The organism is Streptococcus sp. FSL W8-0197, assembly GCF_037963785.1.
In the GTDB taxonomy this organism is placed as follows: Bacteria; Bacillota; Bacilli; order Lactobacillales; family Streptococcaceae; genus Streptococcus; species Streptococcus oralis_CQ.
In genome coordinates, this window is sequence record NZ_CP150168.1 from 318,916 (window position 1) to 332,642 (window position 13,727).

The following is a 13,727-nucleotide window of genomic DNA, read 5'->3' on the forward strand; positions in this document are numbered from 1 at the left end:
AGGTCTTAAGAAAGCTCGTAAAGCTAGCCAGTTCTCAAAACGTTAAGAACCAGCTACAATACAGCATTTACAACACTTCATGGTTCACACCATGGGGTGTTTTTTGATGATTTTTAGCACAATTCACACTATTGTTTCTTTGCATCCAACTCAAATTCTTCTGGTCAAATTATTAACAAATCTTCAAGATGAGGGATTGGTGAAATAGGCTGTTTGAGGCTTTTATGCTATACTAGTTTTAATGACAATTTTCTATTTCTAAAGCAACAATAGATCCGTAATTTGTTTTTAATTAAGGAGTTTTGGATTGTAAGAGGGAGATGATATATCTGAAGGAGCATCATTATGAAAAAACGTACCTTGCTTTGGCTAGTTTTGTCCATTGTGGTCTTTGGAGGTGGCGCATGGTTAGCACAAGAAACAAATCTATTTCTAAGCCCACGAGCCAAGCAGTTGGCTTATCTAAAGGAGCATGAAGAGGATATTAAGGAGTTTGTAAAATCTTTAAATCCTAGAGTCGAATCGGTTCAAATAGATTGGAAACAGACACAATGGGATAAGATAGGAAATGGTACACCTCAAGGAGGAGGAGGCGATATTGTTCAGGTTTATGGAGGATTTAATAATATATCAAACTCAAGCTGGAGTGTGATTATTAAGATTACAGATGGAAAAATTTTAATTAATTCTATTGGAATTGGTAGTCCGTTGCGTATTGGGGGTAAACTTCTTGACTAATAGCAACTTAAAAAATTTTGATAATTTTTACTCAAATTTAACAGCATTCATTCCCTATTGACTTACAATACTTGCTAAAAGTATTTTTTTTTACATTCATGATATAATATTCTTAGATTCCACTATATAGGAGGAAAAAGATGAAAAAACGTACTTTACTTTGGCTAGTTTTAGCTCTTGTAGTATTTGGAGGAGGCGCATGGATGGCACAGAAAACAAATCTATTTGGAGGAATAACTCTGAGCCCACGGGCTAAGCAGTTGGCATATCTGAAGGAGCATGAAGAGGATATGGCTGATTTTGTGAAAGCTTTAAGTCCTAAAGTTGAAAGTGTTCAGTTTGATTGGGATAGTATGAAGGTTGGTCAGGTAGGAAATGGAACTCCTCAAGGTGGAGGCTATATGTTGACACTTAGAGGAAAGGTAAATAATAATGATAAAACGAAATTTATGGTTGGATTTTCTTTAGACAATGATGCTAATGGCATACCAAAGGAATTTGGAATTTATGAAATGCAACCAATAAGAATTTATAGGGACGGGGGATGGTATTATTATGACTAATAGTAATTTAAAAACCTTTGATAATTTTTATGCGGATTTAGCTCAATCCGCATATACATATCGTCCCAATAATTTTCCGCCAGATAACAATGCTCTTGATTATCAGCTGTTTGATTTCTCTAGAGATAATAAATTTTATAATAAAGAAAAAAAAGAATGGGAAATCACTCCCGGAGGTAAACATCTTCCTCATGACGGTAAGGTCTACTTGCAGCCGGATCCTGATTTGCGAGATACTTATAAAGTTACATCGATACCAGTTCCTGATGCGAATGGGATGAGGCAGGATATTCATTACAAACGTTATCAAAAAGGACTCTTAACTGATGATGAAGCTGGTTTTAATGCCTACTACTTAACGGATACGCCAACCTTAACTAAAGATACCAAGAAAACCTATATGACCATCCGTGGAAGTGATGCCATCAGTTATGAAAATTGGAACGACTGGGTTGACAACGATGCTCAGTTTGCGCTCAACCATATTCATACGCCACAAGCCAAGTTAGCGACAGTAGGAATGAAAGCTAAAATCGCTGAGATGCGCGAAAAGGCTCCAAATGCTACGATGGACATCACAGGTCACTCCTTAGGGACCATTGTCTCTGCGCAAGGAGTAGCTGGCCTTACTGATCAAGAACTGGAGAAAATCGGCAAAGTCGTCCTCTTTGACGGCCAGACACGACAAAGAGCTTAAAGAAAATGGGTCTCAGCGATGAGAAAATCAAAAAGATTAGCGAAAAAATCGAGTACTATGTCAATCCTTTTGATGTCGTGGGGATGCTTAATCGTGAGCATACCATTACCAAATTACCTGGGGACTCCGATGAGCCACTTAAGAAACCCATCGGTAAAGTCAATGTCCTTGTCCCCCTTCATTATACCCAGATTACTGATCCGGAAAGCTCCCATGACTTTGGTGTTTTCCAATCGGATGGAAAGGGAAATTTGTTGACTGCCTCTGAGGATTTTCACCCAGAATTGCTCAGGGCTGGAGAAAAGCTGGCTCGATTAATTGCAACAACCTTGGGTGTTCTAAGAACTTTAGGAGTTGATGAAAATGCAGCCTCAAATGTTTTAAATGCCATTATGAGGGGGGAAATCGTAAATAAGGCATCTATCGGATATGGCTTTTATGAGAATTTTAAAACAGAGTATAGTAAGATCGTCGAAGAAGCTCGTCAGGAATCTATAAAGTGGGATCGAGAAGCTATTCCTCGTTATCAGGAACAACTGAGAAATGGTAATCTTACAGGAGAAAAGAGAATTTTGGTCCGAGCTCAGTTGCTTCAGACAGCAGCCCATTTGGCAAATTTTGACATGGAAGACAAAGTTAAATCTGTGAAAACCTTACTTTCAGATGCTAAGGAAGATATTCAAAACATGATAAAAGAGACAAGACAGACAGCCTTTGACATGGTTGGATATTTGTCAAGTTCAGAAGTTACAAATCTACTTTCTGGTTTTGATACAACAAGCTTTTGGGATGAAGGCGTTGCAAGTGACACGAAGACAGCAGCAGCATCCTTCCTGACACAAATCGAGCAACTAGGGGAGAGCTTGGTTAAAGCTAGTGGTTCCTTTGAAACCATAGATACAGATAGTGCTGAAGATTTTAACAATCTATTGGCGGATGTAAAACAAACATGGAGGGGAAAAAATGTTAGTCCTAACGGATGAGGATACTTTAATTACAAGAGAGCAACTCGACAGTGGCTTCAAAGAAAGAATGAAGGAACAAGAACGCCAAGCAGTCAGGGCCTTAGTAACTGCAAAAGAACTGTCAATCCTTGCTAAAGGAGTGGAGTTAGCTAAAAAGTTACAAGAAGCAGCTTCAGATATGCAAGAGTACGCTTCTAAGACTTATGTAAACAATATTAAGGGTGGATTTGAGGGCAAGGCCGCTGATGCTGCCGAAACTTACTTGACCCAGACCATGCAAACCCCTACTTTACAAAGTCCGATCAAAAACTAGGAGAAAACTCGTCATGGATAAAAAGGAACTTCAGAAACTAGAGGATGAGCATAATCGTAAATTACGAGACTTAGAGCGTTTGGAGATGGATTTGGATGATGATTTCCACAAGTTTAGTAGGGAGACGGATCATCTCCTAGAGGCGCTTTCCTATGCATGCAGAGACAGTAGTTTTGCTGAAATTCAACCATATATCTTTGAGATAGAGAACAATTTGGATAACTATCATCAACTTTACAAGAGTCGTATAGAGAATGTGTTGGAAGCTCGTCATCAAGAGAATAAAAACTTTCATAGAAAGTTAGAAGAAAAGAACGTTTAACAAATATACCTTATAAAAGAAGGATGATATGAGTTTGTTATAGTTTGTTATTATAAATAAAAAAAGAAGTAATTATACAAGAAAAGTAGATATTTTAATCCTTCTTACTAGTTTTTAGATGGAAACAGCTCTTATTTTTTATAAATAGAATAAAAAATGAATTTTAAACTTGCAATTGAGGCAAATTATTGATATAATGAGGGCATAAATTAATATAAAGGAGTTTCACATGGCTTTAATTCAATTAACAACAGAAGAATTGCGCACCTCTGCTCAAAAGTACACTCAAGGTTCTGAGGAAGTAAGACAAGTACTTCGTACATTGACTCAAGAGCAAAATACTATCCGAGACAACTGGAAAGGTGCTGCTTTTGAGAGCTTTGATCGCCAATTCACAGAATTGTCTCCAAAAATTGAGGAGTTTGCAACTTTGCTTGATGAAATCAATGCACAGTTGAACAAGGTTGCTGAAATTGTTGAACAAAACGACCAAGATCTTGCATCACAAATTTAATTTGTTATATAAGTGGCTTTAGGAGGGCGAGAGCCTTCCTATTTTTTATGACGGAGAAGATTTAAAGTAATATGAAGAAGAATAGAATTTTTAAATATATAGGAAGTAGTCTGCTGGCATTAGGATTGCTTGCATTGATTATTTTTTTGAATCTATCTGTTCAAAAAAATACAACGATTAGCAATGAAAATAATGCAAAGGCTAATCAGCAGACAAAATTAAATGTAGCTATCGTAAATGAAGATAAGCCTGTCTACGTAGATACAAAAGAATACAATCTAGGTGCTAGTTATGTAAAAAATATCGAGCGTGATAATTCACAAAACTGGTCTGTTGTCCCTCGTGGAGCAGCTGATTCTGGGTTAGAAAGTGGGAAATACCAACTCGTTTTAACAATTCCTAGTGACTTTTCTGAAAAAATACTCGATATTAACAGCATCAATGTTGATAAGACAACCATCAATTATAAGGTGAATGCGCAAGGAAATTTGCAAGTAGAAAATGATGCAAATAAACTAGCGAAAGATATTGTTGCTGATTTGAATGGTCAGTTAGTCGATATGTATATGGCTAGTATTTTGAACAACCTTTATACAGCACAAAAGAATGTTCAAGCTAGCTCACAGATACAAGCGACGAATATCGGAAACTATCGTACGAATTTATATAATACAGCTATCAACTCTAAAAATCTTTTCCCAACTCTCTATAGTATGTCTAGTTCTTCTGTTGACGCCAACAGTGCTTTAAAGACAGGTTTGGATAGTTATTCTCAGATTTTTGGTCGTTATGACGTTTCACAGATTGCCTATGGTAAAAAGCTTGACACTCTGCTTCAGGATAGGGTCACTGAGAAGAAAAATCATGCGGATGTTATCACTGGGCTCATTTCTCAGAGTCGGGAAGACGTTAAGGGACAAATTGAAACCTATAAGGAATTAATTAAAGCTCAAGGTAATCTGACTTCTAATATAGACGGAACAGCAGCATCCTCTGATGGTACGTCATCTGAAGTTGAGGCTTACTATAAAAAAGTAGCAGATAATATCAGCGCAGAGATTGCTACTTTAGAGACCAATCTAACAGATGAAAGAACCAAGTTTGAGAATCATAAAAAAGATATTCGTAACTTTGTCGATGAGAAATTAGCCACTTACTATGGGACAAGTGAGAAGAGCAAAATCACTCTTAAGCAATTTTTGGATACAGCTGCAAACAAAGACCTAGAGAAGGCTGTAGAATCTCTCAAAGAGCAGTTGGCTTCTGCAATCTCAGAATTACCCAAAGAAGACTTTAGTGGAAAAGAATTTAGTGGTTTTGGTATGACACCAATCACAATTCCTTCTGTAAACTATACTGAATTAAAAACAATCAAAGAGCCTAGTGACGAAATCAATTCGACTGATTTGAAGAATTTGGAAGATCTGGCAATCACGAGTACGAGTGCTGTTGGACGAACAGGAACAAAGGCTAAGGTATCATGGAAAGCTGAATCAGGAGTGACAGTTCACTCAGTCACTTATGATGGTACACCAGTTGAGTTTGGTCAAGAAATTGATTTGAAGACGGGTGGGACTTTTAAAGTAGCCTATAGTGTTGCAGAGGCAGCTCCGACTCCAACTACAGGTTCAACTGGGACTCCAATCCCAGCTCCAAAAGCAGAGCTAAAATCAATTAATATTTCCTTGAATGATGTCCAAGCAGCCAGTGCTCCAGTAGATGTGTTACGTGTTCAGCAAGCAGCAGTGAGTTATGGACAAAAGGTTCAGAAAATAGCTTCTGACTACCAAAAGGTGGAAGCACTCAGACAAGCATACAATGCTGTCAAAGAGTTACGAGATAGTGATGTAACAGATGCTTTGTCAAATATTTGGCTTGAAGCTATTAGTTCAAATCTGAAGAAATATGAAGACAGCTTAACTACACCTGCTAGCGATAAAGAAACTGATGGTGTCAAAGGGAAAGTAGATAAAGCCTTGTCAGCACTGACTAAACTGAAGCCTGTTCTAGAAAAAAATGTGCAGGATGTTTTGACTACCAACCAAGAATTGGATACAAAAATCAAGAAACAGTTAGAGTTGTACGAAACGTTAGAACAGAAACTAAAGGATTTAGAAAAAGCACAAGACGGAGGAAATGAAGCCTTTAAAGATACTGATAAACAATTGGCCACCCTAAATTCGGATTATGCAACTCTCTTATCAGAAACTACGGGTGTGAAGGAATCTTCTCAAAGTAATGTCAAAGCTGCAGAGTCTGTGAATGAAACTTTAGGTAATTTCAATCGTGAATTGTCAAACGCTCAAACAAGTACTGAAAAGTTGTCACAAGATGCTGACTCCTTGATGACGCAGTTTAACGAAGAATTGACTAACAATGGAAACTTTGTAGAATCCTTTGTGAAGGTTCTGAATAATGCCTATCAAAATGGGGTACCAAACGAAGTATTGTTGAACTTCTTATCCAACCCTGTTACACAAAATGCTACTTCAGTGAAAGCGACTGTCAATGTTTACCGTCCATTTACATGGATTTTACTATTGGAGATTGTTAGCCTCTTTACAGCCTATCTGTTTGCAACTCAAAACGTTATTCGCAAAGTCAAAGATAAGTTCAAACTTGATAAGTTACATGATACAGACTTGATGACGGTAACCATCCTGTCTGCTTTAAGTCTCGTTGTCGGATTGGTAGTTGGTGTTGTATCAAGTGTTCAGCTACAGGTTGGTCGTGAGTATCAACCATCTTGGGTTCTATTAATTGTTTTAGCCGCATTTGTACTGATTCAAGGACAATATCTATTGCTTAAACATTTCCGAGTGATTGGTATGGGTCTCGCCTTCTTTATGATGATTAGCTTTGTCTACCTATCAAATGCTATTGGGACAACAGCAAGTCTAACTGGTTTCCCAGCATTTATCAAAAATCTCAATGCGTTATCGATATTAGAAGGTTTGCTCTCAGGATACTTTGATGGACATCCAGCAGCAATTATCGCTTTTGTTGCAACGATTGTTGTCATAGCTGTTTTACTTGTTATAAATGTTTTTATCAGAGAAAGTAGTTTGTGGTTTCAAACAAGCCAAGCTGAGAAAGAATAGAAATTAGAAATATGAAGAAAATCATTCTTTTCCTTCTTACCTTAGTAACATGTGCAGCAGTCTCTGGGGCTGCTGCAGATGATTTGAAGGATAACAGTCTGCAGATTGATGATTCCCGACTTGAAAAGAAAGAGGGATTGAAATTTGGTCTACAGTCTGAACAAACCAAGGAGCTTTTTAATGAAGCAACTCAAAAGAGGTTGCAGGACATGCAACAGCATCAAGAGGAACAGTTGATCACAGAAAGGGGCCAACTGTTTTCTGCTATACAGAGACCAGTGAAAAAATCTTCTGAAGAACAGTTGTTTCAGCCCAATGCTCAAAAAACAATCAAGTTCCAAACAAATATAGGCCATGTAGAAAAAGGTGGTCTGAATGACTTTCTTCCAGAGATATTCTATGTGGTGTTGATTTTCTTGCTTTTTGGAGCAACGGCAGTAATGAGTTATCGTGTGATGGTAGAAGGGATGGACTAATTTTACAACTAGTCTGTCTAAATAACTTAGAAAAGGATAAACCAGACATAGGAGGCGTGAAAAAAGGTGGAGCAACATATCAATATTACCCTACGTTTGAGAGAAAGAGATGTGGATATTCGCATTCCACGGCGAATTGAAGTGCGCCGGCTGGTGCGAGAAGTGGATACGATTTTTAATCCAGGTATCAAGCGAAAAAAATATCAATTAAGAATTGTCAATAAAGGTTTGTTGATTGATGAAGGGAAACATCTGTCTGATTATCCTATGACGACAGGAGATTTAGTAGAAATTGAGGAGATATAGGTGGCTGAAGAAAAATTTGAATTTGGTGGACAGTCGTTTGTCTATGAAAAAAATGAAACAAACTGGGAATTAAAACTCAAACGTTCAGATGTTGCGAGTCAAGATTTACGGGAACTCTTACTATTGGATTTGCATCATCCATTCTTTTTGGAGCAATCGATGGTGTCTGATGAGGATAGTGTCACCTTCTCCTATCAAGTCGAAGCTCATGGACTGACTTATGAGGAAATAAAGGAACGTACCATTTCGGAAAGAATCCGTTTGGCCCTAAACGTTTTTCGTCTAGAGGGCGCCTTGGAGTTACCTGTGACTTTCCTTTTGCACCCAGTAAATCTCTTTATTACCAAGGATGCTCAGGCTAAGATTGCTTATCGTGGAATTCCTGGTCTGATGGTTCCTCAATCCATATCCTCAGAAGATTTTTTACGCCAGGCTAAATGTTTTACAGTAACACTATTTAGCGATTTGGATTTCATGGATCTTTATAATGGTTCCTTGGAATTAGAGACCTTGCCCGACTTCTTAAATGACCTATGTCAGGCAGATGATATAGAGGCTGCAGTAGCTGTTTTGGAGAAGTACTACACGGAGAAGGCTGCGAAAGAACGGGCAGATTTGGTCTTGGTTCCAAGTAGACGCCATCGTGTCTTTAAACTGGCAACGATTTGGTTAACAGCCAGCGTTGTCTTGTTGATCGTTCCACTGATCTATCTGATTTTTGTGCAAAATCCTTTCAAAGAAAAGATGTTGCAGGCAGATACTGCCTTTATTAAAGTTGATTATAGTGGTGTTATTACAGAATTAGAGAGAATTGATCCAGCTAGCTTGCCGAATACGCAAAAGTATGAGTTGGCTTACTCTTATATTCAGGGGTTGGAATTTTCTTCTGAACAAAAGAAAGTCATCTTGAACAACGTAACACTCAAGTCAGATGAGCTTTATTTGACTTACTGGATCCAGGTTGGGCGCAATCGCTTTGAAGAGGCTCTTGATATTGCCAAACGGATTAACGACAGTGACTTGATTCTCTATGCTTTGACTCAGGAAATCAAGCAGGTTCGAGAAGATGGCAACTTGTCAGGGAAAGACCGTGAAAGTAAGTTGAATACTTTGGAAAGCGAGTATAAGAAATACTGGGATAGTCGAAGTGAGCTACTAACGAGTGAATCAAGCTCCAATGCTTCTACAACTCCTAACCCTCAAGACAAGGCTTCTGAAACCAAACCGTCATCTGAGAAGAAACCTGTTCCAAGTAGCTCCTCTAGCAATTAAAGTAGACCAAGGAGAGAAATTATGAAAAAACAAATCATTTTCTACAGCCAAAGTCTGCGTTATGAAGTAGAACTGAGTGCAGATAAGACGGTCTTGGTCGGGGCGACTGAAAAGGCCCAAGTCTACCTTTCTCAACAGGAAAGACCGATTCAGCTCAAGGTCGATGGTGACGAGGTCTTTTATCAGTACGACGATGAAGTGGGACTCTTGAAAGATGGTCTGCGTTTGGGTGAGGTCGTCTTTTATCTCCGAGAAGGGGAGCCAAGGGTTTATGACCTTTTGGATTTATCAGAGTTTCAGATTGGCTCTCAAAAAGGTGCATTGATCACACTAGATGGAGATGTTGAACTCTTACTCCAAAAATCCCAAAATCAATGGAAGCTAACTCGACTAAAAGGCGCATTTTATCGAAACAATCATCTGGAACAAATGGACCAGCAATTGATTGGTTTTGGAGATGAGTTGAGTCTAGGGGCGGTGACGATCAAGTTCTATCCTGATGAAGTATGGGTTCAGGGTCCTGCCCAAGTTGGGCCACAACTGACTCTGAGAGAACCATCTCGATATGGTTTTTATGAAGATTATCCAGATTATCATCGTTCTCCACGGATCATCTATCGTGGTAGCGAAGATAAAATCTTGATCAATCCCCCAGGCCAGGAGCCGGTTAAGCCGAGCGATGAACTGTTAAAGCTGATCGTTCCTCCTTTAATGATGGTCGGGGTAACTGTCTTGATCACCTTGATTCAACCTCGAGGGATCTATATTCTTGCGACAGTAGGGATGTCCATAACCACAATGATTTTTTCTATCCGTGGTTTTATCAAAAATCGTAAAAAGTACAAGGCTGATAAGAAGGAACGGGTCGATCTCTATCGCCTTTACCTGAAAGATAAGGTCAAGGAATTGACTCGTCTGGAGCGAGAACAAAAAGAAGGGATGCACTATCATTTTCCAACGATTTTAGAATTGACGGACTTGGTTGAGAGTTACAATCACCGGATTTATGAAAAGACTCCCTTGCATTTTGACTTTTTATACTATCGTTTGGGACTCGGGAAAATGCCGACTAGCTATGACTTGAAATACGGTCAACAGGAGCGTAGCGGTAAGAAGGATGCTCTAGAAGAAGAGGGTTACGCTCTCTATAGTCGTCACAAAAAAATCCCAGATATGCCAATCCCGGCAAACCTCAGCCATGGACCGGTGGGTTATATTGGACCTAGAAATCTCGTCCTAGAGCAACTGCAGCTTTTGGTGATGCAGCTAGCGACTTTCCATTCTTATCATGATGTGCAGTTTATTACGATCTTACCTGAAGAGGAAAAAGAGCAATGGTCTTGGATGCGTTGGCTTCCTCATGCCAAACTGCAAGAACTCAATGTCCGCGGTTTTGTCTACAATCAACGAACACGGGACCAAGTTCTGAATAGTTTGAACCAGATCTTGAAACTACGTCGTAGTCAAAAGGAAGAAGCATCCCACAAGGAGAGCACCCTCTTCCATCCTCATTACGTGGTTTTAGTGACCGATGAGAAGCTGATTTTGGATCATATCATCATGGAGTTCTTTACCGAAGATCCAACGGAATTAGGCTGTTCTCTCATCTTTGTAGAGGATGTCATGAGTTCCTTGTCTGAGAACATCCAAACAGTGATCAATATTAAGGACCGCAATACGGGCCAACTGGTCATGGAAGAAGGAGTTTTGAAAGAGACGGACTTCCGTTTGGACCATTTCCCAGCAGATTATGATAAGGAGCGGATCGCCCGTACCTTGGCACCGCTCAATCACCTCCAAAACCTGAAGAGTTCGATCCCAGATTCTGTGACCTTTATGGAAATGTATGGGGCGGAAACCTTTGAGGATTTGCAGGTATCGAGCCGTTGGAAAAAGAACGCACCTTACAAGAGTTTGGCTGTGCCGATTGGTCTGCGTGGTCAGGATGACCTGGTTCAGCTCAATCTGCATGAAAAAGCCCATGGACCACATGGTTTGATCGCAGGGACGACTGGTTCAGGGAAGTCAGAAACCATCCAATCCTATATCTTATCCCTCGCTGTTAACTTCCACCCTCATGATGTGGCTTTCTTGCTGATTGACTATAAGGGTGGTGGGATGGCCAATCTCTTTAAAAACCTTCCCCATCTCTTGGGGACGATTACCAACTTGGATGGTGCCCAATCTATGCGGGCCTTGGCTTCGATCAATGCGGAGATCCATCGTCGTGAACGACTCTTTGGAGAGTTCGAAGTCAACCATATCAATCAATACCAGAAAAAATTTAAAAACGGAGAAGCGACAGAACCGCTCCCTCATCTCTTCCTTATCTCAGATGAGTTCGCAGAGCTCAAGGTCAACCAGCCCGACTTTATCAAGGAGTTGGTATCTATCGCGCGTGTCGGACGTTCCCTCGGTGTCCACTTGATCCTAGCAACTCAAAAGCCATCAGGTGTGGTCGATGACCAGATCTGGTCCAACTCTCGCTTTAAGATTGCCCTTAAAGTTGCGGATCGTTCGGACTCCAATGAAATGCTTCATACACCGGATGCGGCAGAGATCACCCAGACGGGGCGTGCCTATTTGCAAGTCGGAAACAACGAAGTCTATGAACTCTTCCAGTCAGCCTGGTCAGGCGCGGATTACCAGCCGGACAAGGACGATATGGGGATCGAGGACCATACCATCTACCTGATCAATGAATTGGGACAATATGAGATCTTGAATGAAGACCTATCAGGCTTAGAAGATGTGGATGAGATCAAGGAAGTTCCAACAGAGTTGGATGCGATAGTACACAATATCCAGCTCTTGTGTGAGGAACAAGAGATTCCTCCAGTACCACAGCCATGGTTGCCACCACTTAAGGAGCGCATCGCGCTAGAGGAGCTGGAAGAAGTGCAACCAGCAGTAGCCTGGGGACAAGCGAAACCACTCTCTGTCCTACTTGGGATGGCGGATATCCCGCAGGCTCAGAAGCAGGAAGCCGTCTCTATCAATCTCTCCAAGGATGGTCATATCCTCCTCTACGGAAGTCCGGGTACAGGAAAGACAACCTTCTTGCAAACCGCAGCCATGGACTTGGCGAGAAAGCATAGTCCAAAGGCCCTTACCATGTACTTGATGGACTTTGGGACCAATGGTTTGGCTCCATTGTCTAAACTTCCGCAGGTGGCGGATACTATGCTTCTGGACCAAACGGAGAAGATTTCTAAGTTTGTACGAATCATGGAGAAAGAACTCAACCGCCGTAAGAAACTGCTTGCGGATTATGGAGTTGGGACCCTAGAACTCTACCGTCAGGCCAGTGGTCAGGAAGAGCCGGCTATTGTCATCCTCTTAGATAGCTATGAGGCCTTCAAGGAAGAAGCCTATGAGGCGGAACTCTTCAAGCTCTTGGTGCGTATCTCTCGTGAAGGTCTCAGTATCGGGGTTCACCTCTTGGTGACAGCTGGTCGCCAGACCAACCTTCGTGCTCAACTCTACTCGAACTTCAAGCACCAGTTGAGCCTGCCACAAAATGAGGCAGGTGAAGTGCGAGCCATCGTGGGCTCTACCCCACTTGCTATGACTATGGAAGATATCAAGGGACGGGCTCTCATGAAACGTGAAGAAGTGGATGTCATCCAGCTGGCACTCCCGGTTTATGGATCCAATGACACCCAAGTCCTTAACAACCTGCGCCAAGCAGTCGCTTCCCTCCAAGAAGCCTGGACCGGACAGCGCCCAAGTGCCATCCCGATGGTGCCAGAGGAGTTGACGATGGATGTATTTCTCAATCTGCCTACAACTCAAGAAGCGATTCAAAACCATGAATTGCCGATTGGTCTGGAGTTTGAGGAAGTACAAACAACAAGTTTACCGATTGACAGGTTTAAGCACTTACTTGTCTTGTCAGACAAGGATACTGCTATGAACGCTGCGACAAATCATATAATCAAATTGCTTCTACATTTATTTGATAAGGAAGTTATTACGATTTTCGATCCTATTGATGAATATCGTTCAGTTTCAGATAGGGTTGAGCATTACATAGGAAGTGGTATGTCTTACCGATCTATACTTGATTCTTTGAAAGAACAGGTTCTTATTGCTAGAAAACAGCGTAGAATGTTAGAACATTTTGTTGTTATAACAGATGTTGGGCAATTTGTGACGGAAAGTAATATTGAACCAAATGAACTTGCACTGTTGATGGAAGAAGGGCAGAGAGTAGGTCTGCATTTAATCTTTGCTACTCACAAATCGTATCTATCGGGTTATACAGACATACCTAAATACATGAAAACTCAGTTAGATACTGCTATCATAGCAATGAAGATGTCTGAGCAATCAATCTATACTCGTTCTACTACAGGACGTGAAGAACCGTTGCTAGATGATCAAATTTATCTTCATTATCAAAATGTTCAAACAAAATTGAAGATTACAAAAAATAGAGAGATGAGGTAATCCATATA

General features: G+C 40.5%; 10 protein-coding genes and 1 pseudogene. All 11 read left to right on the top strand.

The window, feature by feature from the left end:
• Positions 1-345: 345 nt before the first annotated feature.
• On the top strand, positions 346-738 hold the full coding sequence (locus NYE79_RS01755; RefSeq protein WP_049484591.1) for a hypothetical protein: 393 nt from the start codon (positions 346-348) through the stop codon (positions 736-738).
• Between the two features lie 140 nt (positions 739-878).
• The gene (locus NYE79_RS01760; protein ID WP_070683735.1) at positions 879-1,301 is read left to right on the top strand and encodes a hypothetical protein; all 423 of its coding nucleotides are present in this window, start codon (positions 879-881) and stop codon (positions 1,299-1,301) included.
• A pseudogene (locus tag NYE79_RS01765) lies at positions 1,294-2,981 on the top strand (cutinase family protein). Before NYE79_RS01760 ends, NYE79_RS01765 begins: the two are co-directional and overlap by 8 nt.
• On the top strand, positions 2,962-3,276 hold the full coding sequence (locus NYE79_RS01770) for a hypothetical protein (protein WP_216728840.1): 315 nt from the start codon (positions 2,962-2,964) through the stop codon (positions 3,274-3,276). The pseudogene NYE79_RS01765 and the gene NYE79_RS01770 overlap by 20 nt, the downstream one beginning before the upstream one ends.
• A 13-nt stretch (positions 3,277-3,289) precedes the next feature.
• Complete coding sequence (locus NYE79_RS01775; protein ID WP_000358232.1) at positions 3,290-3,598, top strand: hypothetical protein; 309 nt, start codon at positions 3,290-3,292, stop codon at positions 3,596-3,598.
• Positions 3,599-3,827: 229 nt separating this feature from the next.
• Entirely contained in the window at positions 3,828-4,112 is a 285-nt protein-coding gene (locus tag NYE79_RS01780) for a WXG100 family type VII secretion target (RefSeq protein ID WP_001173991.1), read from the top strand.
• 71 nt (positions 4,113-4,183) lie between these two features.
• Positions 4,184-7,213, top strand: a complete 3,030-nt coding sequence (gene esaA / locus NYE79_RS01785; RefSeq protein WP_251464299.1) for a type VII secretion protein EsaA — start codon at positions 4,184-4,186, stop codon at positions 7,211-7,213.
• Positions 7,214-7,224: 11 nt separating this feature from the next.
• A complete protein-coding gene (essA, locus tag NYE79_RS01790) occupies positions 7,225-7,689 on the top strand; it encodes a type VII secretion protein EssA (RefSeq protein WP_000720508.1) in 465 nt (154 codons plus the stop codon).
• A gap of 66 nt (positions 7,690-7,755) precedes the next feature.
• Positions 7,756-7,995: an EsaB/YukD family protein gene (locus NYE79_RS01795; RefSeq protein WP_000434883.1), complete on the top strand. Its 240-nt coding sequence runs from the start codon at positions 7,756-7,758 to the stop codon at positions 7,993-7,995.
• The gene (gene essB / locus NYE79_RS01800) at positions 7,996-9,267 is read left to right on the top strand and encodes a type VII secretion protein EssB (protein WP_049519732.1); all 1,272 of its coding nucleotides are present in this window, start codon (positions 7,996-7,998) and stop codon (positions 9,265-9,267) included.
• Between the two features lie 21 nt (positions 9,268-9,288).
• Complete coding sequence (gene essC / locus NYE79_RS01805; protein WP_251464301.1) at positions 9,289-13,719, top strand: type VII secretion protein EssC; 4,431 nt, start codon at positions 9,289-9,291, stop codon at positions 13,717-13,719.
• Positions 13,720-13,727: the final 8 nt, after the last annotated feature.